Below are 26,333 nucleotides of genomic sequence, written 5' to 3' on the forward strand. Positions count from 1 at the left end.
TGATATTGACAAAGCATTTACAGAGAAATTTTATATCTTTAACAGACTTATACTTATCATGTTTGCTAAGAAATTTTTACTATTAGTAGCTATACTGTTTTTATTAAGCAATTTTAATTTTGCAGCCACCATCGTGGTAGCCAGTAATGCCGATACAGGGCCCGGTACGCTTCGCGAAGCACTTGCGGTAGCAGCAGGCAACGGCACCGCTACTCCCGATATCATCCGGTTTAATTTACCCGGTAGTTTGGTATCCGATCGTACCATCAGGTTAAAAAGCCAGTTGCCGTTTATTACCTCCAACGTTACTATCGACGGTACTACGCAACCGGGTATTGCATTCGGGGTATCAAACGCCAAGGTGATTATTGAGCCCGAAACCTCTCCTGTTTATTTTAATGCTTTAAATATTAATGGCGAGGTAAATGCAGGTGGCGCACCAGCCACAAAAATTGCCATATACGGATTGTACATTCGCAACTTTGCTAAAATTAACAGTTTGGCCACTGCCGACCTTAGCCAGGGCTCGGGCTTAATGATGGAAGGAGATGTAAGCGGGATTATTATAGGGGCGCCTGGCAAAGGAAATGTTTTTTGCGGCAACATTAACGGGATTTATAACACCTCCTATTATTATGCCGTAGGCGCTTCAGATATCCAAATTCAAAGTAACATAATTGGTTTACTTGATGATGGCTTTACCGCTGCCAGTAATTATACCGGCATTAACCTTACTTTAGATAAAGATGGTTTGATAGGTGGCACGGATGCCGGTATGGGTAATGTGATAGCGGCCAATGTTACCGGTATTAATATAGCGCGGGCTTATTATTACGGGGTAGCCAATACCATAACCATACAAAACAACAAAATAGGCACCGATTATACCGGCAAAGCCGATTTTAAAAATATCCCGCTTTTGCAACAAAGCGCGTTTATTAAAGCTTATGGCATTAACGTTAACTCGTCAAATACAACGCTAAACGTTACTTCCAACTTAATATCGGGCCAGCGCTATTGCGGCATTTATATCGAGAACGCCACGTTTAAAATAACGGGCAACAAAATAGGAACAGATATTACCGGAACCAAAGGCCTTGGCAATGGTGAGGGTATTCATGCCGGTACAAGTTCGTCTGGTACCATAGGCGGCACTGCCGCCGATATTAATTATATAGGCTATAACTTTTATGGCATCGAAGCTTTAAACAGCACGCATACACTAATTACGCACAACAGCATTTTTTGCAACAGCGATTATGGCATAAGCGTTTTAACCAATAATTATCAGGTTCCGTTTGTGCAGGTACTTAATTTTAGCGGCACTGCTGTATCGGGTATTGCAACGCCAAATTGCAAAATCGAATTGTTTTTGTCGGACGATTGCGGCAATATATGCCAGGGTAAAACCTACATAACCACGGTGACATCAAGCGCAAGCGGGGCATGGAGTTATTCGGGTGCTTTTGGCAAGGCTGTTATTGCCACAGCTACGGATGCCAATAATAATACTTCGCCATTTTCGTCATTGGTGATACAGGATAATGATGTGGTTGTAAAAAATTATACCTGTGCTTACCAGGGGAGTGTAACCATACAGCAACCCCGTACCGGACTATTATTCCACTGGGATAAAAAAGAAACCAATGGATCATTAACGCCAATAGGCGACGCTCAGAATATAAAAAACCTGTTGCCCGGTACTTACCAGTTAACCGTTCAATATCCGGGTGGCTGTCAAAAAACAACACAACTGTTTGAAATAAAAGACCTGCGGATAAAAATACAGAATGTAATTGTGCCTACGCCCCAGTGTCGGCAAAAGTCGTTCCCGTTTGATGTCAATTTTACGGGTGGTACAGGTAACGTAACCTTTGCCTGGAAAGATAAGGCGGGCCTGATAAAATCGACAGATAAGGCCGCCAATTTACCCGAGGGCACTTATACCGTTACTATTTATGACGAGGCCGGTTGTGCGGTTACCTCATCGCCGGCTGTCACTATTAAAGCCAAACCGGGTCCGGACTATGATCTTTCGACTATGCAGGTTGCCCCCGCGCGGTGCGGCATTGCCGATGGCGGTATCAGCAATATAACAACAACAGTAGGCATAGGCACATTAACCTATAAATGGACAAATGATGCCGGGGTAGTGGTGGCTACTACCAAAAACCTGGTAAAAGTTAAAGGGGGCTACTACACCCTCACGCTGTATGACCAAAGCGAATGCAGCCCGTATTCAACGCCTCCTATTTTTATCCAGGAAACCAATTCTGTAAATATTAGCGGAGGTTCTATTACTCCGGCCAAATGTGGCGCCAATAATGGTGCAATAACAAGTGTATATGTTCAAAATGCCGACCTGTATCAATGGTACGATCCACAAGGAAACCCAATTACCACCAATCAAAGCAATTTAGATATTTTTAACCTCGCCGATGGTACTTATCGTCTCAACGCGGTTAACACGGTAACCAAATGTAGCAATGATGGATATTTTACCGTTAACAGGCTAACGCCGGAAGTATTTACCATTAAGAGCCTGGCGAGTGTTGCCACCACCTGCGGATTAGATAACGGGGCAATTAACCTGGAGATTGAAGGAAAAGTAATCCCGGTATCATACCAGTGGATAAAGCAGGATGGTACTTTGATTAGTAATTCGCCAAGTATAAGTGGTTTAGCGGCGGGTTTTTATACACTTAATGTAACCGATAAATATGGTTGCCCAAGTGTACTGGTAAACAATTTAGAAGTAAAAGTAACGCCGCTTTTACAGTTTTCGTCGCTAAACAATCCCATTTCCAATCCTGATCAGTGCGATCAGCTATTTGGGAGCATTACCGGTGTTGATGTAACAGGCGGCGTGCCTCCTTACAAATATACCTGGACCAATACTGTTAACAATGCCGTTGTTGGCACGGATAAAGACCTGAAAAGTGTAGGAGAGGGAAATTACTCGCTGGTTGTTACGGATAATACGGCATGCGCCATCCCGCTTACCGTAGATCGTGCAGTTAGTAATAATAAGTTTACGCCCGATCCGCCCGTTGTTAATAATCAACGGATCTGCGATCCGGAAACAGTTACCATCAGCGTACAAAACCCGGTTGCGGGTACTTATAAATTGTATGCAGATGCTACATCTACTCTGCCGCTTTCAACTAACACAACGGGTAAATTCACTTTATCTATTACTGAAACCAGTGATTTTTACATCAACTATAGCATTGGCAGCTGCGAAAGCAACCGGACACAAACCCATATTGAGGTAGTGCACGTAGATGTTAAAAAACCAAACTCATTTAGCCCCAATGGCGATGGTATAAATGACTACTGGAACATAGAAAGTCTTGAGAAATTTCCAGGCTCGCTGGTACAGGTGTTTAACCGCTACGGTCAAAAGGTATTCGAATCCAAAGAGTATGCAACCGTTTTTGCCGGGAAATTCAACAATCAGCTATTGCCGCCGGGCGTGTATTATTATATTATCAATTTAAATACCCCATGCAGCCTGCTCTCGGGCAGTTTAACTATTGTCAGGTAGGATGATTATTGGATGTGTGAAGGTGGTAAAATCCTAAAGACTAATAACAATGCGTTGCAAGTGTCTGTTTATTATGTTGTTTACATTGCTTTGCCGGCAGGCAACTGCGGCCGTATTTGTAGTTACCAGCAATGCCGATAGCGGGCCGGGAACTTTGCGTGAGGCATTAACTAAAGCTGCAGCCAACGGCAGCGCAGAGAAGGATTTTATTAATTTTAATTTGCCCGGTACTACTATTGTCGCCAGAACTATTACCATAAATAACGCGCTGCCTTATGTTAGCTCGAATATGGTTATAGACGACAGTACGCAGCCGGGTGCAAAGTTTGGCGTTAGCGAAGCGAAAGTTAAGATAGTAAATATTGATCAGCAATATCCCTCCATTGGTTATGATTTATGTGTGTTTAAATGTGATAATGTACATGATGTAATCATCAATGGCTTTTATCTTGCAAGTACCAATTTTTATCGCAATAGCGTCGGTTATATCCTGGTATCAAATAGCAGCAATATAGGCGTGTATCACTGCCTGATGGAAAGCGGTATTTTTACGGCAGAAAACACTCAAAAAATCACCTTGCAATCGTCAATATTGGGTTTGTTTCCGGATGGTTACCAATGTTCAACAGGCAGTGTGGACATCCTGAATTGTAATGATATCACAATTGGCGGGGATGAAACGCAGGGAAACGTAATTGAGGGATTTGTAAGGTTGTATAACGATAAAATTTCTACCGGTTGGAATTACTCTATTGGGAGCAATAAAATGGGGGTTGATTTTACAGGGACTAAAACAAGCATGCACATGTACTCCTACAAAGGCCGAATACAGGTAATTGAGGGTTTTGTTGGGCATTTACCTGTAGTTTCCACCGGCAAAATTTATAATAATATGCTTGCTAATTATTACAGCATAGGCATCAATGTGCAGGGGCGGGGAAATGTAACTATAACCGGCAATATGCTTAATACTGATAAAACCGGCACCGCAAACTTTTGGGTAGATCAAACCGAGTTGCCACCAAGACAGCCTAATGGAATAGTGCTTGATCGGGTTACCAGTGCCATTGTAGGTGGACCAAATCCTGGTGACCCCAATATTATCGGCAATATGTTTTACGGGGGTATACAGGAAGGGTCCGAAAAAGGCGTATTGATTTCACAAAACAGCATTTTTTGTATTTACATAGATGGGCAGCACGGCTATGATACACAGAGTGATTTAGACGCTGCCGGTGTGCCAAAACATCCATCTGTAAAAATGACGAAAATAACACCTGGGTTAATTGTAGGAACGGCTACACCGGGTGCAAAAATAGAGTTATTTTATGATGATATTAGTACCTGCGGATGCGACCCCCGCCATTATTTTGCTTCAACCAATGCGGATGCACAAGGCAATTGGACGTACGCCGGCAATACGCCAACACAAATGATAGTTGCCTCATCTATTTATAATAATAATACCTCGCTTTTTACCCAGCCAGAAATTAACCTCGATCATTTAAAGATAACGCCACCAGATTGCGGAAAAAATAATGGAAGTATTGAGGGTATTGAATTTTACAATGCCGCTGGCGTTACCTGGATAAATGACAAGGGTGTTGAGATATCGCACAATTTAGATATTAAAGATTTGCCGCCTGGGAATTATAAATTAAAAATAGGATCCGGCAATTGTTCCAGGCAATCAAATTGGATAACTGTTATTGACCCCAATCCCAAAATAGACGACTCCGGTATAAAAACTACAATGCCGGTATGTAATACCAATGGTTCAATTTTGGGCTTACAGGCATCCGTAAGCACCGGGGAAGATCTTGGGTTTGTCTGGATAAATAAAGCAGGGACCAAAATAGGCGATAAAATAGACATCGATAACTTACCGCCAGATGAATATACCCTGGTTATTACCGGTGTAAAAAATCATTGCCAATTAATTTACGGCCCAATTGTTCTTAAAAAGACAACCGGACCAACTATCGACGATTCAAAACCAATTATAATAAACACTAATTGCGGCCAAACCATAGGTTCTATAAAAAACATAATAATTACCGGCGGCACCGGCACCCGGCATTTTACCTGGAAAAACGAGCAGCAGCAAGAGGTAGCCACCACGCAAGATCTAACTGGACAACCAGCTGGCAAATATACTTTGCAAGTAACGGATGATAGCCAATGCGCCCCTGTTTTTAGCAAAGCCATAGAAATTTTAGAAATTAATGGCATAACCGTTACCGAATCGCCCAATCCTACAACGCCCGCAAGTTGCGGTAAGGCAAACGGCGCGGTGATCGGAGTTACAGCAACAGGCGGAACTAAATATGAATGGCGAGACACCAATGGAAACTTGGTGGGCAGCAGCCCCGATTTAAAAAACGTACCGGCTGGTGCTTACCAGTTAACGGTATCCAACGCTTTTTGCCAAAAACAATCAAAGGTTTACCAGGTGGCCGAGCAGTCAGGTACCGTATTTCCCTCAACCTATAGCGTTAACCATATTGATGCCTGCTACGGTGCAGCCAACGGCGCGTTGCAGATAAACCAGGATATCCTGATAAAGGCCGTTAGGTGGGTTAACGCCGCCGGGGTTGACGTTGCCATGCACCACGGAGCAACAGGTTTGCCCGCCGGCAACTATAAGCTTTACTTAACCGATCAAAACGGGTGCGAAAGTTATTATAACACCTACCAGGTAAATCAGCTGCCCGAGCTAAAAGTTACTGATAACGGGCAAACAGGCAACGAACAATGTGGATTGAAAAGCGGTTACGTAAGTAACGTAACGGTTGCCGGGGGCTTACCACCTTATACTTACACCTGGCTCAATGCCAACGGTGTATCAATAGGCACAACAAGCAGCATTTCAAATCTGGCAGAGGGTTCATATACATTAAATATTGCGGATAGTAGATGCGGAAGCATAAATGTTAACTACCAAATTCAAAACATTACGCAGGATTTGGCAGCGCCATTGGTAAGTGATATTCAGGTTTGCAGTCCGGGGGATGCCATTCTTTTTGTAAACAATGCCGGGGCCGACGTAGTTTACCGTTTGTACGACCAGGCTAATAGTGCATCGCCATTAACCGAACAAACCGGCGGGCGTTTTAAAGTATCTGCAATCGCAAATCGCAGCTTTTTTGTGAGTGCTGTAAACGGCACTTGCGAAAGCCCAAAAACAGAAGTAAAAGTTTCAGTAGGTTTATCTCCGCTTAGCATCGCCAATTCCTTTACTCCCAATGGCGATGGCCATAACGATTACTGGAAGATCAGCAATATCGAAAGCTATCCTGCCGCTGTAGTACAGGTATTTAACCGCAACGGCCAAAAGCTGTTTGAATCAAAAGGATATTCAACACCGTTTAACGGTACCTATAATGGTAAAGCGCTGCCGGTTGGCACCTACTATTATATTATCAACCTGAATAAAAACTGTAACCTGTTATCAGGAAGCTTAACTATTTTGAGGTAAATCTGAGGTCAGGAGCCTGAGGCCGGAGGTCGGAGGTCTGAGAGGAAGAAACGTTGCGCATTTCAATCCTCAGGCCACAGATTACGCACCACAGATCTCAAACCAACTGCCTTAAATACATCTGGATGGTATTTTCTAATCCATAATATAACGCATCGCAAATAAGGGCATGGCCAATGCTCACTTCATCCAAAGCAGGTATGTTTTCTGCAAAGTATTTTAAATTATGCAGATCGAGATCATGTCCGGCGTTAATGCCCAGTCCGGCTTCGTGTGCTACCTTCGCGGCTTCAATATAGGGTGCTATAGCCAGTTCTTTGCCCTGGTGGTAATGGGTAGCATAACCTTCGGTGTAAAGCTCAATCCGGTCGGTGCCGGTTTTTGCGGCCCCTTCAACCATTTTGGCAATCGGGTCAACAAAAATAGATACGCGAATGCCGGCTTCTTTAAAAACGGCTATCATATCTGTTAAGTAATGATAGTTGGTAATGGTATCCCAGCCATGGTTAGATGTTATTTGCCCTAATACATCAGGTACCAGCGTAACCTGCTCCGGTTTGTTGGCCAATACAAGGTCAATAAACTTTTGTTCCTGGCAGTTGCCTTCAATATTAAACTCGGTGGTAACTATTTTTTTAAGGTCGAAAACGTCCTGGTAGCGAATGTGCCTTTCATCCGGGCGGGGGTGTACGGTAATACCTTGCGCTCCAAAAAGTTCGCAATCTTTTGCAACCTGTACCAAATCGGGGTTGTTTCCGCCGCGTGAATTACGCAGGGTGGCTATTTTATTGATATTGACAGATAAACGGGTCATGGGCTATGTTTACTTTTACAATGGCAAATATCACCATTTACTTAAAACACCCGAAACAATTTTATTTGCAAATTAATTATGAAGGATTGAGAGTTCGGCCCAGCAAAAAAGCCTCAAATCTTCCAACTTGAGGCTTTCGATTTAAATGTAGCGGGAGCAGGACTCGAACCTACGACCTTCGGGTTATGAGCCCGACGAGCTACCAACTGCTCCATCCCGCACTGTATTGGTATATGTTGCATTCCGTCATAACCTCGGAAAGGTGCTTCCAATTGTCAAAATGCAATTTTGCACTCCGTTTTAATTGGACTGCAAAGATATAATTCGTTTCTTTGCAGTCCAAATATATTTTTAATTATTTTTATATGAGTCACCAGGCAGGTTTTGTAAGTATAATTGGTAAGCCCAATGCCGGGAAATCAACCCTTATGAACGCCCTTGTTGGCGAAAAAATGTCAATTATCACCCCAAAAGCGCAAACCACCAGGCACCGTATTTTGGGAATTGTTAACGATGATAACTACCAGATTGTGTTTTCGGACACGCCAGGGGTTATCAAACCACATTATGCATTGCACGAAAGTATGATGCACCAGGTAGACGGATCAATTGTTGATGCCGACCTGATTTTGCTGGTTACCGATATTTACGAGGAGTTTGACGAAACCGACGTGTTAAAAAAACTGGAAGGTTCGCTGGCGCCAATTGCTGTATTGATCAACAAGATTGACCAAAGCGATGAGGAAACCGTAAAAAAGAAAGTGGAGTTTTGGCAGGAGAAATTAAACCCCAAAGCCATTTTCGCCATATCGGCTTTGTTGGGCCACAATATCAAAGCCATTATGGATTTTGTGATCGGCAATTTGCCAGAGCACCCGGCTTATTATGAAAAAGATCAGCTTACGGATAGGAACGACCGCTTTTTTGCGTCGGAGATGATCCGGGCGCAATTACTTAAACAGTACAAAAAAGAGATTCCTTACAGCGCCGAAGTAATAGTCACCGCATTTGTTGAAGGCGAAAAACTGCACCGCATCAGCGCCGAAATTATTGTAGAGCGCGATTCGCAAAAGAATATCATTATTGGCCAGGGGGGCAGTATGCTTAAAATAGTTGGCACTTACGCCCGCCGCGATATGGAAGAGTTTTTTCAGAAGAAAATTTTCCTGGAGATGTTTGTAAAAGTGATACCCGACTGGCGCAGCAAAAAAAATTACCTTAAAAAATTCGGATACGAATCATAGACCGAAAGAATCAAGAGTCAAGAATCAGGATTTTGTCTTGACCCTTTAATAAAATTTCATTTATATATAGAACAGGAATTTTAAGATAGATAGATTTGCATAAATCTTGACTCTTGGTTCTTGATTCTTGACTCTAATTTAAAAGCATGAGTAACATAGTAGCCATTGTTGGCCGCCCTAACGTAGGCAAATCAACTCTATATAATCGCTTAACCGAAACCCGCAAAGCCATTGTTGACGATTTTAGCGGTGTAACCCGCGACAGGCACTACGGTGTATCTGAATGGACCGACCACCAGTTTACCGTAATTGATACAGGCGGCTATGTAGCCAACTCTGCTGATATTTTTGAGGCTGCCATTCGTGAGCAGGTAGAAATAGCAATTGAAGAAGCATCGGTTATTTTGTTTATGGTTGATGTTACAACAGGCATTACCGATCTTGACGATGAAATTGCCACCATGCTGCGCAAAAGCAAAAAGCCGGTTTTTGTGGTAGTAAACAAACTGGATAACAACGCGCTATTATCTGATGCTACCGAGTTTTATAGCCTTGGCCTGGGCGAGATTTACAGTATCTCATCCATGACAGGTTCTGGTACAGGCGAGTTGCTTGACGAAGTTGTAAAGCATTTTGACGACGAGGTGCTTGAAGAAAATACCCGCCCTAAATACGCCATCGTTGGCCGTCCAAACGTGGGTAAATCATCTATCATCAACTCGCTTATAGGTAAAGACCGCAACATAGTTACCCCTATTGCCGGTACCACCCGCGATTCTATCCACATCCATTACAACCAGTACGGGCACGATTTTATGCTGATTGATACTGCCGGGATGCGTAAAAAAACCAAGGTTAAAGAAAACATCGAGTTTTACTCGGTAATGCGTACTATAAAGGCTTTGGAAGAAGCCGACGTAATTATTTTGATGATTGATGCAGTTGAAGGCATCGAATCACAAGATATCAATATCTTCCACCTGGCCGAAAAGAATAAAAAAGGCATTATGGTTGTGGTGAATAAGTGGGATTTAATCGAAAAAAATAACAAAACCGTTAAGGTTTTTGAAGAGATGATCCGCGAGAAGATTGCACCGTTTACGGATGTACCTATCGTATTTACATCCGTTACCGAAAAGCAACGGGTGTTAAAGGTAATTGATGTTGCCAACCAGGTTTACCAAAACCGCGCCCGCAAAATAGCTACCTCCAAACTGAACGAGGTAATGCTGCCCATTATCGAAAACTATCCGCCGCCATCCATCAAAGGCAAATACGTAAAAATTAAATACATCACCCAAATTGCAGGCTCATCGCCCATGTTTGCGTTCTTCTGTAACTTGCCGCAGTATGTTAAAGAGCCTTACTATCGCTTTATTGAAAACAAACTAAGGGAAAACTTTGATTTCAGCGGAGCGCCGGTACAGGTGTGGTTCAGGCAGAAATAAGCGCTTGATGTGCAGATTTTAAATGTGCAGATATGCAGATGATTTTTGATTGTGCAATCGGACAATTTTGCTGTGCCTAATTTCATCTGCACATTTGGAATCTGCACATCCATCCCTACTGTTCCAACGCCTTTTTATAAGCCACATCATTGGTGTTCATCACTTCCTGGAAAGCGTTATCGCCCCATTTAAGCCGGGCTGCGCTTGCTTTTAGGATGTTTTTGATATAATCTTTTGATTGCAGCAATTCGCGCGAATCCATTTCCTTTAGGGTTTGAGATGAGTATAGGATAAAACCACGAAAATCATCATCACTGATGTTATAATGTTTTATAAAGTCTTCGCCATTGGCATACTTGCCCAGTAAGGGTTGCATTTTATCAATCACATAAGCCGAAAATAGCTGTTGTTCGCCAAGGTTTTGCACAACTTGTGTGTTTTGGGTAGTATCAACAGGTACAAAAACGTCGGGCATAATGCCGCCGCCGCTGTAAACTTTGCGGCCACCTGTGGTGTGGTATGATGATCCTTTAAAAACGGAATCACTGCGGTTGCTTTGTTCAGAAAACAATTCGCCTTTTTGCATGCGCTGGGCCAGCTCATTGCGGTAACTGCTAATGCCGCCTTTATATGATTTTTGGATCGATCTGCCGGATGGGGTATAATACCTTGCCACCGTTAAATTAATAGCCGAGCCATCGCCAAACGGAAACTGCTGTTGCACCAACCCCTTGCCAAAAGATCGGCGGCCAACAATGGTAGCCCTATCCAAATCCTGTAAAGCGCCGGCCAATATTTCACTTGCCGATGCCGAATATTCATCTATCAATACGGTTACTTTACCTTGTTGAAAAGTGCCCGAATCCGTGGCAAAATAATCGGTGCGGGGCTCATGGATGCCTTTGGTGTATACAATTAGTTTCCCCTTGCCCAAAAATTCGTCGGCCATTGATGTAGCTGCACTTAGATACCCGCCGCCATTGCCCCGAAGATCAAGTACCAGTTTATTCATGCCATCAACCTTTAGCCGGTTAAGTGCCGTCCTGAAATCAACATCAGTAGTAGCAGCAAACTTGCTTATTTTGATGTAGCCTGTATTGGCCGTGGCCATGTAAGCCGCGTTTATGCTGCTGATATCAACCCGGCCGCGTTTCATGACAAATGCTTTGGTGCCTTTGCCATTAGGGTTTATCACATCCATCACAATGGTGGCATCTTTTTCGCCCCGGAAAATATCATTCACTTTATCGGCCGTTAGTTTTGTGCCCGAGAATTTTTTATGATCAACATTAACAACTTTACTCCCTACAGGTAAGCCCGCTTTATCGGCAGGCCCTCCGGCATATACCTGGGTAATTACCAGTGTATCGCGTAGTAACACGTATTCAATGCCGATGCCGTTAAAGCCCCCCTCTAAGCGTTCGTTGATGTTTTGCGCCTGTTGCGGAGGCAGGTATAGCGAATGTGGGTCGAGGTTTTGCAGCAACTCGTTAATTGATGCGCCTTCAATGCTGTCAACGTTTACGCTATCCACATAATTTTCACCAACCAGGGTTAGCACTTTAGATAGTTTATCATCCCCAGAAAACGAAAAGCCAAGGTTACGGTCGCCATTATTCCTACTAATGTATAATCCAATAGTAATGCCCACCAGCAACAGGATCAGCGTCCTGAAAATTACACCCGCAGTCTTTTTCATATTCAGCAAACAAAGTTAATCAATGCGTTGCCAATAATTTTTATCGGCAGCCTTGCATTTGATGTTTTTTAACGAATTTTGTTATAAATTATTAAAAATTAATGGAACGTACCACCGAAAGGGAATCGCATTATAAAAATCTGGAGCTGCAATCGGTAAAAGAAATCCTGGAAAACATTAACCGGGAAGACCAAACTGTACCGCTTGCGGTGGCCAAAGCATTGCCGCAGATTGAGGCGCTGGCCACCATAACTGCCGAAAGGATGAAGCACGGCGGCCGTCTTTTTTACATAGGTGCCGGTACCAGTGGCCGCCTTGGCGTAGTTGACGCATCAGAGTGCCCGCCAACATTTGGTGTCCCGTTTGATATGGTAGTTGGGCTGATAGCCGGTGGGGACGGAGCAATCAGAAAAGCGGTTGAATTTGCCGAGGACAATACCGAACTTGCCTGGCACAACCTATTGGAGTATAATGTGACAGAAAAAGACGTAGTGGTGGGTATTGCCGCATCGGGCACTACACCCTATGTAATTGGCGGCCTTAAAGCGGCCAACAGCCATAATATGGTTACCGGCTGTATAGTTTGCAATAGCGGCAGTCCGGTTGCGGCCGTTGCACAATACCCCGTTGAAGTAGTTACCGGCCCCGAGTTTTTAACCGGATCGACCCGGATGAAGGCAGGCACGGCCCAAAAGCTGGTTTTAAATATGCTGAGCACCAGTGTAATGATTCAGCTGGGCAAGGTAAAAGGGAATAAAATGGTTGATATGCAGTTAAGTAATGATAAACTGATTGACCGCGGTACCCACATGGTAATGGACGAAACCGGCCTTGCCGAAGCCGAAGCCGCCACCCTGCTAAAAAAATACGGCAGTGTAAGAGCTGCTGTTGATAATTATAAAACTGCTTGATATGCAGATTTCAGATGTCCAAATGATGTTATTAACTTTAACATCTGCACATCTGAAATTTGAAATCTGCACATTTGAAATTTGCACATCTGAACAATGCACGAGATAGAACCATATTACCGCTGGAGGGATGATTACATAGCAGCCGAAGACGAATATTCGCCTTTTTATGCTACGGAGTATAGTGAGTTTGAGTTTGATAAGCAGGTATACAACTATCTGCTGCATCCGCAATGGGATTCGTTCGGCTCCAACACGTTATACATGAAGGTGCTGTATGCCGATTATGAAAAAGGCTATACCATTATTGAGTTTATAGGCGAGTGGAATGATGCCATTAACAACGATATCATGATGCTGAAACGCGAGATACTGGAGTTGATGATTGATAACGGTATCAATCATTTTATACTGATAGGCGAAAATATTCTCAACTTCCACTCTTCAGATGACTGTTATTACGAAGAGTGGTTTCAGGATGTTGAAGACGGGTGGATAGCCGGCGTCAACTTCCGCGAGCATGTGATTGACGAATTTAAGCGTAATAATATTGATTACTACATCAACTTTGGTGGCCAGTTAGATGATCTGGGCTGGCGCAGCCTTAAGCCCATCCAGGTGTTTAAAAAAGTAGAAGAACAGATGGTGAGGAGGCTGAATTAGCCCCCTGTAAATCTCCCCAATGCTATTAAGTCAAGGAATTAAGGCCAATTTAATATCGAACACTGAATATCCAATTTCGAATAATGAATGAAAAACTTCGGTGTTGGATATTCGAACTTCAGTGTTCGATATTATTTTTTCACTTCTGTATCTCTTAACTTAATAGCATTGTAAGTCTCCCCTACCGGGAAGGATTTAGAGGGGGCTGCCGCTCAATACGTTTCATGTATCCATGTCATCACCCTCACCATTTCGCCCCTGATATCTTTAGCGGGCCGGGTAAAATTGTTATTCATGAAAGCGAAGGCCAGGTGCTTGCCCTTACGAGTTACCAGGTAACCGCTTTGATTATGATTATTGGATAACGATCCGGTTTTAGCCCAAACAAAAGCCTTCCCGTTATCTGTTTTATAGGCATTTTTAATGGTACCGGTTAGTCCCCCCGCAGGCATCAGGCTGTGCAGCAGTGTATCACTTTTAACTTCGCCGGCAATTTTGCACAGTAATTTTACCATGCTTCGGGGGGTAAACAGATTGTAACGTGACAGGCCCGATCCGTCTACCCATTGCGGCTCATCGGGTAAATCATTTAAAAAGTGCTTTTTCGAGTAATTGATTACCGAATCGGCGTTCAGCATATTAAACTTTACCGACGAGCAAACCAGCAGCAATTGTTCGGCAATAAAATTATCGCTGGGCTGCAGCATTCGTCGGTACACAGAATCGGCGTTGGTGTTATAAATTGTTTTAGCTGAGTTGCTGATGGGCAAGTATGTTAGGTAAACAGGTTTTTTTAAGGTATCTTCTAACAATTCCTTTGTAAGCATATCGCTTGTTTTCCAGGGTACCAACTGGTTGAATTTTTTAGGAACGTCTGTTTGCGGATATGCAAACCGGTTAGTTAACAGGTCGCGTTGTACTTTAAATCCGGCAGGCTTAAAATCGGGGTCGCGGGTTAAAAATCTTTTAAAGTATTGCGGTTTTACCTGCAGGTTTCCATCGGCATCGCCATATAAAAACACTTCGTTATCTTCTATCGGGAAAACGCTTAGCTCCTGCTGGTAATCGTCATTGTAATCATCCCATCCCCATCCGGGGCCAAAAATTTTACCCGTATAACCGGTGGCCGACCAATACAGGTTTTTACTACTGTTCTTTAAAAAATTAAAACCGTTAACTCCCTTTAGGTCGCTGTGTAAAAAGGATGGGTCGCCGGTGCCCCAAAATACCAGTGAATCATGGCGCACTTCGTACTTTAATGCCGGTATCGAATCGCCCAGCATTTTAAGGCAGGTATAAAAAGTAAACAGTTTGGTATTTGATGCAGGGGTAAAATATTTATCAGAATTTAACTCAAATACCATCTTTTTTTGGTCCATATCGTACAAAGCAAAACCGGTAAAATGATCATTGGACACCTGCGATTGCTCAAACTGCTTTTTAATATTCCGTTTATTAATGGAATGGCTTTGAATACTGCAACTCCCCAATAATAAACCGTAAATTGTTATCAGAAACGTAAATGTTGTGCCCCGCATAAATATTTATTTATTTAACCAATTAATGTTGTAAATTTAATATTACCAATTATACCAAATTGTTACTTAAGCTATTTCATAAACTAAAGCATTTCCGGTCGTTGTGGCTCTTGTGCCTGCTGGCATGTTGTTTCACAACAGCCCGTGCACAGTACTTTGATTTAGATGCCCGCAAAAAAAAAGTAACCATACCTTTTAGGCTGGTGCGTAACCTTATGGTTATTAAATTAAGCATCAACAACAGGGGGCCGTTTAATTTTATTTTAGACACCGGCGTTGGCCTTATGATTATAACCGACCCTAAGTTAGCCGATTCTATCAGCATACCTAATAAACGCACCTTAAAGATACCCGGACTTGGCGAAGGTGCCGATGCCGAAGCGTATGTAACTTCGGCCTTAAAAATAGATATTCCGGGCCTGGTAAGTTACGATGTGGCGGCGGCTATATTAAAAAAAGATCTTTTCAGCTTATCGGGTTATGCAGGCATGCCTATACACGGGCTTATAGGATACGAGTTTTTCAACAACCTTGCCGTTAAAATAGATTTTCAGGATAGCACAGTTACTGTTACGCGGCCAAAAGACCTTAAAGTTTTCAGGAAGGGTACGCAGATACCCATAACTATTGAAGATAGAAAGCCTTATGTAGTAAGTAATGTGGTGTTGCAGGGGGGGCGTGTTGTAAAAAGCAAACTAATTATTGATCTTGGAGCCGGGCACCCGATATCGCTTGAAAAGATTATACCATTATATGGGTTGCCACAAAAATTTATCGCGTCGGCCAACCTCGGGATTGGTTTAAACGGGCCTATTAATGGGTTCATTGCCCGTTTGGAATCGCTCGAGATAGGCAAGTTTAAAATTAAAGGCATTATATCATCCTTTCCCGACGACGGCAATAACCAAACCCGGCTTTCGGTACCCAGGGATGGTAACCTGGGCATTGGTGTGCTTAAGCGGTTCTCGGTTATCTTCGATTATACAGGTAATTCTATGTATCTGAAACCCAATGCCAATTTTAAACAGCCCTTTGAACATGATATGAGCGGCATTGAATACTATGCCGCGGGCGCCAATTTGGATAGGGTAATTATTAACCGCGTGGAGCCCGGCTCGGCCGGCGACGAAATAGGACTGGAGCGGGATGACGAGATAGTTGCCATTAACTTTAAGCCGGTTTCTAAAATGAGCCTTGAAGAAATTGACGAATTATTCCGCTCGAGAAATGACAGGAGCCTTTTGTTGGATGTTTTTCATGATAAAAGGCTGGATAAGGTAGTGCTTACCTTAAAACGCAGAATTTGATGGCCTCTTTTTATTTAATTAAGCCCCTGTTTTATAAAAAACGGTAAACTTTGCATAAGTTTACGTTTTAAGTAGACTAATTAATGAAGAAAAACCCTGTGGCAGGCCAGTTTATCCGCGGCACTGCGTTAATTTTAACCGTTTTGGCTGCCTCCTGCGCCACAAAAAAGCAAACGGCAAATCAAACTTTAACCCTTAAAACAACAGCCGGCCCCGGTGGTACAACTGCTACCGCTACCGTTGGCGCCCCTAAAAAAGAGGGCATCAAGAAATTCAGCGACCTGATTACGGGTAAAATGAAAGCTGATAGCGGATTGTTTAATACCTATAAGGTTGATGGCAAGTATTACTGTGAAATTCCAGATTCATTGCTAAGCCGCGAAATGCTTGTTGTAACCCGCTACGTAAAAACTCCGGCCGGTTTAAGAACATTTGGTCAGCAATACGGCGGCGAACAGCTTAACGAGCAGGTTTGGAAATGGGAGCGCCATGATAAACAGGTTTTTATTCGTGTACCCAGTTATAGTGTAAGGGCCGATAGTACATCTGATATGTATCAGTCGGTTAAAAACTCAAACCTTGATGCCGTTTTGGCTTCTTTTGATATCAAGGCTTTTAATAAAGATACAACCGGTGTTTTAATTGATGTAACAGATTTTTACAACGGCGATATTGCAGCGATAGGTTTATCTGATGATGTAAAAAAAGCCTATAAAATTTCGGGGGTTGATGGCGCACGGTCATACATCGATACCATTAAAAGCTTCCCCATTAACCTGGAGGCCCGTACATTAAAAACCTATCGTTCTGGCGAGTCGCCGACGGATAACTCAAACGGTGCGGTAACGTTCGAATTAAATACCTCAATGGTATTATTGCCAAAAACACCAATGAAACCACGCATCAGCGATGCAAGGGTCGGTTTTTTTGGCCAGCGCCAAACTGATTATGGTACCGATAAGCAAAAATCGGAGGTTACAGCCTATATACACCGCTGGAAACTGGAACCAAAAGACCCGGCAGCTTATGCCAAAGGACAACTGGTTGAACCTAAAAAGCAAATTATTTACTACATTGACCCTGCCACACCAAAAAAATGGGTGCCATACTTAATTGCCGGTATAAACGACTGGAATAAGGCGTTCGAAGCCGCGGGCTTTAAAAATGCCATTGTAGGGAAAGAAGCGCCAACAAAAAAGCAGGATCCTGAATTTAGTACCGAAGATGCCCGCTACAGTGTTATCCGCTACTTTGCGTCTGATGTCGAAAATGCTTACGGCCCGCACGTATCCGACCCACGAAGCGGCGAAATATTAGAAAGCCATGTTGGCTGGTACCATAATGTAATGAATCTGCTGCGCGATTGGTACCTGATACAAACTGCAGCTGTTAATCCTGCCGCACGCAAAGCCCAGTTTACCGATGAGCAAATGGGCGAGCTGATTCGTTTTGTATCATCTCATGAAATTGGCCACACGCTCGGTTTGCCGCACAATTTTGGTTCAAGCTATGCTTATGCTGTCGATTCGTTACGCTCAAAATCGTTTACGGATAAGCACGGTACCGCGCCATCAATTATGGATTATGCCCGTTTTAACTATATAGCCCAGCCTGGCGATAATGTAACGCACCTTTACCCGCAAATAGGCGAGTACGACCTTTGGGCTGTAAAATGGGGCTATAGCTGGTTCCCCGGCAATAAAACTGCCGATGAGGAAAAAGATATACTGGCCGATTGGACAAATAAAAAAGCAGGTAACCCCTTGTACTATTTTGGCCGCCAGGGCACATCAATTGATCCGCGCCTACAAAATGAAGATTTAGGCGATAATGCGATGAAGGCGAGTACGTATGGTATTGCCAACCTGAAGCGTATTTTACCAAACCTTGAAAAATGGACCTATCAAAAAAATGAAGACTATAGTGATGTAAGCGAGCTCTACAACGAGGTTTTGGGTCAGTATTACCGTTATATGGGCCATGTAACCACCAACATTGGCGGGATGAACGAAAACTTTAAAACGTATGATCAAAAAGGCCCGGTTTATGATTTTATAGGTAAAGCCTTGCAACATGATGCGGTGGTTTTTTTAAATAAACAAATATTTACCACGCCTTATTGGCTTATTGATAAAGCCGAGCTGGGCAAGTTTGATAATGGCGTAATGTACAACCGCATTAAAGGGATGCAGGTAGCTGTGCTTGGCAATGTACTAAGCCAATCAAGGCTGGCTCGTATGTATGATAATGAAGCCAAAAACGGCACCGCCGCTTATACCGTAGCCAATTTGCTGGATGACCTGCGCCCAGGTATTTTTTCAACCGGCAAACCAGATGCATTTAAACGCAACCTGCAGCGCGGATACGTGGAAAACCTAAGGAGTTTATTGACTGATGATTTCAGGGGCTTCCCGGGCTTCCCGCCGCAGGTATTAGCCTCATTTGGGTTAACACCAATCAATATGGCTTTATCGGATATCAGGCCTATGGTACGTGCCGAATTAAAGATAATTGATGCCAGCCTGCCAAAAGGAGGCGATGCATTAACTGCTGCACATTATGCTGATTTAAAGCTGCGCATAAAAGAAGCGTTAAACCCAACGAGGCCAATAGTTAATCTACCCGGTGCTGGTGTGATACGTGGCATCAATAGCGAAGAAATATTGAAAGAATATACAGGCAAGGGGTACCTTAATTGCTGGCCAAAAACAAATGTGGATAACTAATTTGTCTTTTAGGTAAAGATAGCCGAATAAAAAGCCTGCTTAAGTAAATTATTAAGCAGGCTTTTTTTTATGATTTTGGCATGCATTGATGCCTGGGAAAAATTCTTTTACTATTGAACAATTAGCAGCAATAAAACAGGCATTATTTAAGCTGACTTATGTTTTCAAAAAATGCAACCTGTATATCGAGCAGTGATTTTACATTTATTTTTTCGCCGTAGGCATCAAAGCAAAGAAATTGGGTGCTTTCTGGATGATTTCTCCTGGCTTTCTCAAAAAAATTGAAAGTTTCAAAAAAATAATGATTGATTGTAACATTATTTTTACCATTAGTTTGCGAGGCATTGAGCCTAAAGCCGATCGCATCCATCCAATTATGGACCTTTGCGTGTAAATTGTTGCTGATCTTGTTCATAGGTTAAATGTTTTTTAAGTATAACGAAATTGCTTGGAGTTTTGTTGCACCGTCTTTTAGACATTTGTTTAATAACTATGTGGATAATCATCACGGCTAAAATTTTAATTAATAATAAAAATAACGTTTTCTGCCGCTGTTTCGTGTAACTAATTATCCACACATCCGTACTAAAGCATACTATATACTACTAAAAATATTTGTTATGGGAAAACTACGACTTTTACTACCCGTTTTATTGCTTTGCATGATTAGCATAAATTCATGCAAAAGGGATAAAACACCCGGCCCAACCGGGGCTACAGGTGCTGATGGGGCACAGGGGCCAAAAGGAGATACAGGTGCAACAGGGCCGCAGGGGCCGCAAGGCGCAACAACGGGTATACCTGGCCCAACAGGAGCAACCGGAGCTACGGGAGCCACAGGTGCTACCGGCCCTATTGGCCCGCAAGGGCCGGCAGGGGCAACAGGTGCTACCGGGGCAACCGGAGCTACTGGCCCTATTGGGCCACAAGGACCGACAGGTCCAATTGGTGCTACGGGAGCAACCGGCGCTACGGGAGCAACCGGCGCTACGGGAGCTACAGGTGCAACCGGCGCTACAGGTGCAGTTGGGCCAAGAGGTCCTGCAGGACCAACTGGGGCAACCGGAGCTACAGGCGCTACAGGAGCAACCGGAGCTACGGGTGCAACTGGTGCTACCGGCCCACAAGGACCGGCGGGGCCACAGGGGCCGGCAGGCGCTGATGGAACTACTAACATCAAAAGTTATATAATAACCAATCAAAATGTGAGTTCGGCTGCGGCAACCAGGCTTAATGTACCGGCAATTACTCAGGAAATTGTTAATAGCGGGCTTGTTTTAGTGTATTTAAGGGTAACTGGTACATCAAGCTTTTACGCTTTACCTTTCATCAGGATTACCAATGCCATATACCAATCGGATGTGGGCTTAGGCTTTGTAAATGTAATAGCTAATTTCAACTCGCCCGGCTATGATTTTAAAGTTGTGGTGATTCCTGGTGGCAGTGTAACTACTTTACAGGTTACCCACCCCGGCCTCAACTTTAAAAACTATAACGAAGTTGCATCGGCATTGCACTTGAATTAATTTAAAACTGACTGATCTTATAATAACACCCAAGCCCGGCAATGCCGGGCTTTTTTTTGCTCATATATGTAACAATAATATGATTGATAGGCCTTTAATAGCCGAATGTGTAACAATTATATGTTTATTATTTAATATGCCCTTTATATGTTGAACATTTGCACTTTAACCGTGTCTTTAACACAAATAAATACACTTGTAGCTCAGCATATATCATGAAACCCCTAATTTTAATTTTAAGTATTTTTTTGTTAAGCGCCTTTGGCGCATATGCCCAAACTGCACGCGATATCAGTGGTACCATTGCCGATACCGCCAAACTTAGCTTGCCCGGCAGTAGTGTAAAACTGGTTAACGATGCCGGCGATAGTTCATTAACCGTTGCCGATGCTAATGGTAAATTCAGGTTCCCTGGCGTTAAAGGCAGTAAAATAACGCTTACGATATCGTCAATTGGGTTTACAGCCATAAAAAAACACTTTGCATTGGAGGATAATACCAAGCCGGTAGATTTAGGTTTGATATTATTAAAGGCCGAAACAAATTTGCTTGGCCAGGTAAACATTGTAGGAGCCGCCAACCCCATTACCCTTAAAGAGGATACGGTAATATACAACGCTGCTGCTTACAAAGTACGCGCGAACGCGCCCACCGAAGATTTGATAAAAAAGCTTCCTGGTGTGGATGTGGATGTAAACGGCAATATTACCACGCAGGGCAAGCAGGTTACCAAAGTGCGGATAAACGGCAAGGATTATATGGGCGGCGATGTGCAGAGCGCTACCAAAAACCTGCCTGCTGATATCATCGAGAACATACAGATGATTGATGATTACGGCGATCAGGCCAATCTTACAGGTATTAAAACCGGCGACCCTACCAAAGTAATGAACATTACCATTAGGAAAGATAAAAACTATGGCTATACAGCCCAGGCTACTGCAGGCGATGGTCGCGATGCCTTGCCACAAGACCAGGGGGTACCCAATAAAAACCGCTACATAGGATCATTAAATATTTTCAATTTCCACGGCGATCAGCAAATTGCGGTGCAGGGAAGTATCAATAACACCAATGTTAACACCTTTTCGTTCGGCACTACAGGTGGCGGCGGCGGTGGTGGTTTTGGCGGTGGTGGTGGCCGTGGCAATGCGGGCCGTGGCGGTGGTGGCGGCGGAAGTCTTATTACCGCTCAAAATGGCTTAACCGATGCAAAATCAATAGGCGTAAACTTTCGCGATCAGTGGGGCAAAAATCTTGCTGTATATGGTAGTTATAGCTTTGCAGATAATACCACAAGCACCAATAACAATATTTTTCAGCAAAACACCTCGGCAGCCAACCCAAGCGAGCAGCACCAGTTAAGCCTCGAAAAAGATCAGAATATAAATCACCGGTTTAACTGGAACATGGAGTATAAGCCGGATACTGTTAATTACTTAAAGGTGGTGCCATCTTTTTCATACGGCAGCACCAATACCAATGAATCGGATAGTGTAAACCTTACCAGGAAAGGAACCCTTGCTTCGGCATACACCTCTACTACCAATGGCGATTCGCAATCGCCTAATTACGGTATTACAGCATTGTATAACCATAGATTTCCGCACCGCCGTAACCTGAGTATTTTTGCATCGGCAAGCTCGGCGCCAACCACATCATATCAAAACCCTATTTATAATTTTGTTCCGGGTACACAGCAAACCGCTCCCGAAAACCAGATTATTAATACGTATAGCCGTACCAATAGCGTTGGCGTAAACCTATCGTACCTTGAGCCATTGGGCGCACGTTCATATTTAGAGCTTAATTACGCCTTAAACCATTCGGCAACGGTAAATAATAAGGAAACAGACACGCTAAGCAACGCCCAAACGTGGAATGTGTACGATTTGCTGTCGAACAAATTTGATTATACGTTTACCACCAATAAGGTTGGCTTAAACTATCGGTTCATCGAGAAAAAGTATAACTATACTTTAGGCTTAGCCGTGCAGCCCTCAACGTTAGATGGCCACTCCGTATCAAACGATAACATCCCGGATACGCATAAAAACACCTTTAATATTATACCTACTGCCCGCTATATTTATAATTTTTCGCGCAGCAAAACATTCGCGGTTAACTATAACGGCTCAAACGCGGCACCAAGCTTTACGCAGTTGCAGCCAGTTATCGATTTTTCAAATGCGCTATACCCGGTTCAGGGCAACCCATACCTGAAACCAGCGTTTACCAACAATATATCTATCAGGTACAACAACTTTAGTTTTACAACAGGTAATGTGTTTTTTGCAAACTTTACTTATCAAAACATATCCAACCAAATTGTAACCAATGCTATTTCGTCAACCACGTCAAGTCGCATTTTTACCCAATATTTAAATGCCGATGGATTTTACAACTTTACAGGCCGTGTAACCTATTCAAAACCATGGGCCGAGCGTAAATACTCGCTTACGCTGAATGGCACTGCCCAATACAATAACAACGTAGGTTATTTAACCACAGTTACCGGCGACCCGCTTGCGGCCACTGCTGAAGAAATAGCTTCTGCACAACAAAAAAACATTGCTAAAAACCTGGTATTTACACCCGAAATTCGCTTCAGGGTAGATTTACCAAATATCATCGACGCGCAAATTTTAACCAACTATGCTATCAACCGTACAAACAACTCGATAAAAAACCCGGTTAACGATGGTTTAACTAATATCAGGACCTGGAACATTGGCCTTAACGGCAAAAACTATTTTGGCGATTGGGTATTTAGCTACGATTATACCAAGGCAACCAACTATGGTTATACTTCAAACATCCAGATAACCAATCCTAATATTTTAAACGTGTATGTTGAGCGCCGTTTTCTGAAAAACAAAGTGGCTACGTTACGCCTCTCCGGATTTGATTTGTTTAATCAAAATACCGGTTTTTCATCAACAACAACTACCAGTTCAATTACGCAATCGAGCGTAAACAGGTTAGCGCGTTATTACTTGCTTACCTTTACCCTGCGGCTGCAAAAATTTGCCGGTAAAGCGCCAACCCAGGACATCAGGGGCGACAGGCCGCGCGGCGAACGTGGCGGCCGCGGCGATGGCGGTGGGCCAGGCGGTGGCGGTCCTGGTGGCGGCGGCCCGGGCGGTCCGCAATAAAAGGCATAAACTAACAAGGCCCTATCCTGAGCAGATGGGGCCTTGTTATATACTGTAGAATAAAAATTTAATGATTATTAACTAATCAGCACCTTGCTGATTACCTTTTCCAATTCTTCCAGGTCAAACGGTTTGGCAAGATAAGTTTGGGCACCGGCATTGCTGGCCAGGATCTGGATATCGCTATTGGCCGAAAAGTAAATTACCGGGATGTTTTTTAATGCTTCCGATTTCTTTAACGTTTGGGTGGCAATAATGCCGCCAGCATCTGGAATCCAGTTATCCATAAGTATAACATCCGGTAAAACACCAGATACTTTTTCCGTTATATTATTGCAATCAGTGAAGGTAAAAACTTCCCAGCCTTGCTCTTCTAAAATATAACTACATATAGAAAGGATGTCTTCGTCATCATCAAAAATGATGATCTTTTTATTCGGGTCTCTCATGCGGATAGTGCAAGTGAAAATATAGCTTATTTTTAATAAAAGCAAATAAATTTAGGTTCTAATTAAATGGTGCTTTTCCGGGTCTTTAACTCGCCCTTTCAAATACACGTTTCTTGTCAGATTAACAGTTCAGACCTTTGTATCCGTGTTCTCTGAAGTCTTTGTGTACCAAATACACGTAAATTGTTGGTTACTTAATAATTTAGGCCTTTATATACCAAAAACAATAATAAATTTACTCAACCAATTGCCTTCCGGCCTTTTTTCCTGTTTTGGATTATGTATAACCCGTTAAATATTTGTTTGATGAATAAACATGTCATTTCGTTTTTATCGGCGGCAGCGCTGATGTGTACCGCTACCATAGCATCAGCTCAAAAAACAACAGCGGCCAGTGTTTGGCTTACTAAAGCCGATAGGTCGGCATTGTTTGCCAGGCAAAAAGAAACGCAGGAGTTTAAAACAGGGGGCAAGCCCAATGAAATTACCATTACGGTGAATGATAAGCAAACTTACCAGCCCATTGATGGTTTTGGCTTCGCGCTTACCGGCGGCAGCGCCATGCACATCATCCGCATGAATGCCGATAGCCGCGCCGCGCTGTTAAAAAACTTGTTTGCCTTTAATGACAACAACATTGGCGTAAGCTATTTGCGGTTGAGCATAGGCGCATCTGATTTAAATGAAAAAGTTTTCTCGTACGATGACATGCCCGCCGGCCAAACCGACCCCACATTAAAACATTTTGACCTTGGCCCCGATAAACAGGACGTAATACCGGTGATGAAACAAATACTGGCCATTAACCCCTCAATAAAAATATTGGGTTCGCCATGGTCGCCCCCGGCATGGATGAAAACCAACAACGATACCCGCGGCGGCAGGTTAAAGCCCGAATATTGGGGTACCTATGCTAAATACCTGGTAAAATATATACAGGGGATGAAGGCACAGGGCATAAACATAGATGCCATTACCGTACAAAACGAGCCTTTACATCCCGGCAACAATCCCAGCTTACTGCTGGTTGCCCCTGATGAAGGTGCTTTTATTAAAAACAACTTAGGCCCTGCCTTTAAGGCAGCAGGCATCAAAACAAAAATTATTTTGTACGATCATAACTGCGACCGGCCCGACTACCCAATTTCGATATTAAACGACAAAGCGGCAGCAAAATATATTAATGGCTCGGGTTTTCACTTATATGGCGGCGATATCAGCGCCCTAAGCACCGTTCACTACGCCCACCCGGAAAAGAATGTTTACTTTACGGAGCAGATGGTGGTTGAGCCCGAAAACGAATCGACCATTGATATGAGGTGGCCGCTAAAGCACCTGATTATTGGCGCAACCCGCAACTGGAGCCGCAACGTACTGGAATGGAACCTGGCCGCCGACCAGGATTATAAACCTTATACCGATAGGGGCGGATGCCCATCGTGCCAGGGCGCGGTTACCATCAACAAAAATGAGGTGAAAAAAAACGTGGCTTATTATACCATTGCGCATGCATCAAAATTTGTGAGGCCCGGTTCGGTGCGCATAGCATCAAACAACCTGGATAAATTGCCAAACGTGGCTTTTAAAACTCCCGATGGCAAAAAGGTTTTAATTGTGGCCAATACCAGCGACGCCGCACAGGATTTTGATATCAGCTACGCCGGCAAAACACTTGCCGCACATTTAGATAAAGGATCTGTTGGTACTTATACATGGTAGAATTAGAATCAAGAATTAAGACATGACAAAGAAAAAAACAGGTAACAGCCTTTTGCGCTTATCTTGATTCTTGACTCTTGGCTCTCTTAAAATAAACGTTTATAATAAT

General features: G+C 43.3%; 16 protein-coding genes and 1 tRNA gene. 11 read left to right on the plus strand and 6 right to left on the minus strand.

Annotation, left to right across the window (positions count from 1 at the left end; translation table 11 throughout):
* Positions 1-58: 58 nt before the first annotated feature.
* Together ACFGVS_RS22525 and ACFGVS_RS22530 are read left to right on the plus strand one after the other, a co-directional pair.
* On the plus strand, positions 59-3,547 hold the full coding sequence (locus ACFGVS_RS22525) for a gliding motility-associated C-terminal domain-containing protein (protein WP_439695670.1): 3,489 nt from the start codon (positions 59-61) through the stop codon (positions 3,545-3,547).
* Positions 3,548-3,596: 49 nt separating this feature from the next.
* On the plus strand, positions 3,597-7,025 hold the full coding sequence (locus ACFGVS_RS22530) for a gliding motility-associated C-terminal domain-containing protein (protein ID WP_439695671.1): 3,429 nt from the start codon (positions 3,597-3,599) through the stop codon (positions 7,023-7,025).
* Positions 7,026-7,122: 97 nt separating this feature from the next.
* On the opposite strand, the gene ACFGVS_RS22535 is transcribed toward ACFGVS_RS22530, so the two are convergent.
* Positions 7,123-7,839 carry a pyridoxine 5'-phosphate synthase gene (locus ACFGVS_RS22535; protein WP_439695672.1) on the minus strand — a complete coding sequence of 239 codons (717 nt, stop codon included), beginning with the start codon at positions 7,837-7,839 and terminating at the stop codon, positions 7,123-7,125.
* A 148-nt stretch (positions 7,840-7,987) separates the two neighbouring features.
* Positions 7,988-8,060, minus strand: a tRNA-Met gene (locus ACFGVS_RS22540).
* Between the two features lie 144 nt (positions 8,061-8,204).
* On the opposite strand from ACFGVS_RS22540, the gene era reads away from it, so the two are divergent.
* Both era and der read left to right on the plus strand, forming a co-directional pair.
* Entirely contained in the window at positions 8,205-9,083 is an 879-nt protein-coding gene (gene era, locus ACFGVS_RS22545) for a GTPase Era (RefSeq protein ID WP_090652119.1), read from the plus strand.
* Positions 9,084-9,229: 146 nt separating this feature from the next.
* Positions 9,230-10,531: a ribosome biogenesis GTPase Der gene (gene der, locus ACFGVS_RS22550; RefSeq protein WP_147054794.1), complete on the plus strand. Its 1,302-nt coding sequence runs from the start codon at positions 9,230-9,232 to the stop codon at positions 10,529-10,531.
* A gap of 115 nt (positions 10,532-10,646) precedes the next feature.
* Here the strand turns inward: der and ACFGVS_RS22555 are convergent, their stop codons facing one another.
* The gene (locus ACFGVS_RS22555; protein ID WP_439695673.1) at positions 10,647-12,230 is read right to left on the minus strand and encodes a S41 family peptidase; all 1,584 of its coding nucleotides are present in this window, start codon (positions 12,228-12,230) and stop codon (positions 10,647-10,649) included.
* Positions 12,231-12,331: 101 nt separating this feature from the next.
* On the opposite strand from ACFGVS_RS22555, the gene murQ reads away from it, so the two are divergent.
* Both murQ and ACFGVS_RS22565 read left to right on the plus strand, forming a co-directional pair.
* On the plus strand, positions 12,332-13,141 hold the full coding sequence (gene murQ / locus ACFGVS_RS22560) for an N-acetylmuramic acid 6-phosphate etherase (protein ID WP_439695674.1): 810 nt from the start codon (positions 12,332-12,334) through the stop codon (positions 13,139-13,141).
* Between the two features lie 96 nt (positions 13,142-13,237).
* Positions 13,238-13,804 carry a hypothetical protein gene (locus ACFGVS_RS22565; RefSeq protein WP_090652114.1) on the plus strand — a complete coding sequence of 189 codons (567 nt, stop codon included), beginning with the start codon at positions 13,238-13,240 and terminating at the stop codon, positions 13,802-13,804.
* Positions 13,805-14,016: 212 nt separating this feature from the next.
* Here the strand turns inward: ACFGVS_RS22565 and ACFGVS_RS22570 are convergent, their stop codons facing one another.
* Positions 14,017-15,342, minus strand: a complete 1,326-nt coding sequence (locus ACFGVS_RS22570) for a D-alanyl-D-alanine carboxypeptidase (RefSeq protein ID WP_439695675.1) — start codon at positions 15,340-15,342, stop codon at positions 14,017-14,019.
* Positions 15,343-15,401: 59 nt separating this feature from the next.
* Here ACFGVS_RS22570 and ACFGVS_RS22575 point away from each other — a divergent pair, with 59 nt between their 5' ends.
* Together ACFGVS_RS22575 and ACFGVS_RS22580 are read left to right on the plus strand one after the other, a co-directional pair.
* The gene (locus tag ACFGVS_RS22575; protein WP_439695676.1) at positions 15,402-16,649 is read left to right on the plus strand and encodes an aspartyl protease family protein; all 1,248 of its coding nucleotides are present in this window, start codon (positions 15,402-15,404) and stop codon (positions 16,647-16,649) included.
* A gap of 83 nt (positions 16,650-16,732) precedes the next feature.
* Positions 16,733-19,375, plus strand: coding sequence for a zinc-dependent metalloprotease (locus ACFGVS_RS22580; RefSeq protein ID WP_439695677.1), 2,643 nt, complete (start codon positions 16,733-16,735; stop codon positions 19,373-19,375).
* A 142-nt stretch (positions 19,376-19,517) separates the two neighbouring features.
* Here the strand turns inward: ACFGVS_RS22580 and ACFGVS_RS22585 are convergent, their stop codons facing one another.
* The gene (locus ACFGVS_RS22585) at positions 19,518-19,790 is read right to left on the minus strand and encodes a hypothetical protein (RefSeq protein WP_274211114.1); all 273 of its coding nucleotides are present in this window, start codon (positions 19,788-19,790) and stop codon (positions 19,518-19,520) included.
* 205 nt (positions 19,791-19,995) lie between these two features.
* Between ACFGVS_RS22585 and ACFGVS_RS22590 the strand changes: the two genes are divergently transcribed.
* Complete coding sequence (locus ACFGVS_RS22590) at positions 19,996-20,901, plus strand: hypothetical protein (protein WP_439695678.1); 906 nt, start codon at positions 19,996-19,998, stop codon at positions 20,899-20,901.
* Between the two features lie 215 nt (positions 20,902-21,116).
* Positions 21,117-24,056, plus strand: a complete 2,940-nt coding sequence (locus ACFGVS_RS22595) for a TonB-dependent receptor (RefSeq protein ID WP_439695679.1) — start codon at positions 21,117-21,119, stop codon at positions 24,054-24,056.
* A 77-nt stretch (positions 24,057-24,133) separates the two neighbouring features.
* Here the strand turns inward: ACFGVS_RS22595 and ACFGVS_RS22600 are convergent, their stop codons facing one another.
* Positions 24,134-24,505 (minus strand): response regulator, encoded by a 372-nt coding sequence (locus ACFGVS_RS22600; RefSeq protein ID WP_090652108.1) that lies wholly within the window; start codon positions 24,503-24,505, stop codon positions 24,134-24,136.
* Positions 24,506-24,811: 306 nt separating this feature from the next.
* Between ACFGVS_RS22600 and ACFGVS_RS22605 the strand changes: the two genes are divergently transcribed.
* Positions 24,812-26,224: a glycoside hydrolase family 30 protein gene (locus ACFGVS_RS22605; RefSeq protein WP_439695680.1), complete on the plus strand. Its 1,413-nt coding sequence runs from the start codon at positions 24,812-24,814 to the stop codon at positions 26,222-26,224.
* Positions 26,225-26,333 lie beyond the last annotated feature (109 nt).

This window comes from Mucilaginibacter sediminis (assembly GCF_051903035.1).
Classification (GTDB): domain Bacteria; phylum Bacteroidota; class Bacteroidia; order Sphingobacteriales; family Sphingobacteriaceae; genus Mucilaginibacter.

Bases quoted from the DNA above. Each gene is read 5' to 3' on its own strand.
- ACFGVS_RS22585 (WP_274211114.1), bottom strand. From the start codon at position 19,790: ATGAACAAGATCAGCAACAATTTACACGCAAAGGTCCATAATTGGATG.
- ACFGVS_RS22530 (WP_439695671.1), top strand. From the start codon at position 3,597: ATGCGTTGCAAGTGTCTGTTTATTATGTTGTTTACATTGCTTTGCCGG.
- ACFGVS_RS22595 (WP_439695679.1), top strand. From the start codon at position 21,117: ATGAAACCCCTAATTTTAATTTTAAGTATTTTTTTGTTAAGCGCCTTT.
- ACFGVS_RS22570 (WP_439695675.1), bottom strand. From the start codon at position 15,342: ATGCGGGGCACAACATTTACGTTTCTGATAACAATTTACGGTTTATTA.
- era (WP_090652119.1), top strand. From the start codon at position 8,205: ATGAGTCACCAGGCAGGTTTTGTAAGTATAATTGGTAAGCCCAATGCC.
- ACFGVS_RS22535 (WP_439695672.1), bottom strand. From the start codon at position 7,839: ATGACCCGTTTATCTGTCAATATCAATAAAATAGCCACCCTGCGTAAT.
- ACFGVS_RS22580 (WP_439695677.1), top strand. From the start codon at position 16,733: ATGAAGAAAAACCCTGTGGCAGGCCAGTTTATCCGCGGCACTGCGTTA.
- ACFGVS_RS22555 (WP_439695673.1), bottom strand. From the start codon at position 12,230: ATGAAAAAGACTGCGGGTGTAATTTTCAGGACGCTGATCCTGTTGCTG.
- ACFGVS_RS22565 (WP_090652114.1), top strand. From the start codon at position 13,238: ATGCACGAGATAGAACCATATTACCGCTGGAGGGATGATTACATAGCA.
- ACFGVS_RS22605 (WP_439695680.1), top strand. From the start codon at position 24,812: ATGAATAAACATGTCATTTCGTTTTTATCGGCGGCAGCGCTGATGTGT.
- murQ (WP_439695674.1), top strand. From the start codon at position 12,332: ATGGAACGTACCACCGAAAGGGAATCGCATTATAAAAATCTGGAGCTG.
- ACFGVS_RS22590 (WP_439695678.1), top strand. From the start codon at position 19,996: ATGGGAAAACTACGACTTTTACTACCCGTTTTATTGCTTTGCATGATT.
- der (WP_147054794.1), top strand. From the start codon at position 9,230: ATGAGTAACATAGTAGCCATTGTTGGCCGCCCTAACGTAGGCAAATCA.
- ACFGVS_RS22525 (WP_439695670.1), top strand. From the start codon at position 59: ATGTTTGCTAAGAAATTTTTACTATTAGTAGCTATACTGTTTTTATTA.
- ACFGVS_RS22600 (WP_090652108.1), bottom strand. From the start codon at position 24,505: ATGAGAGACCCGAATAAAAAGATCATCATTTTTGATGATGACGAAGAC.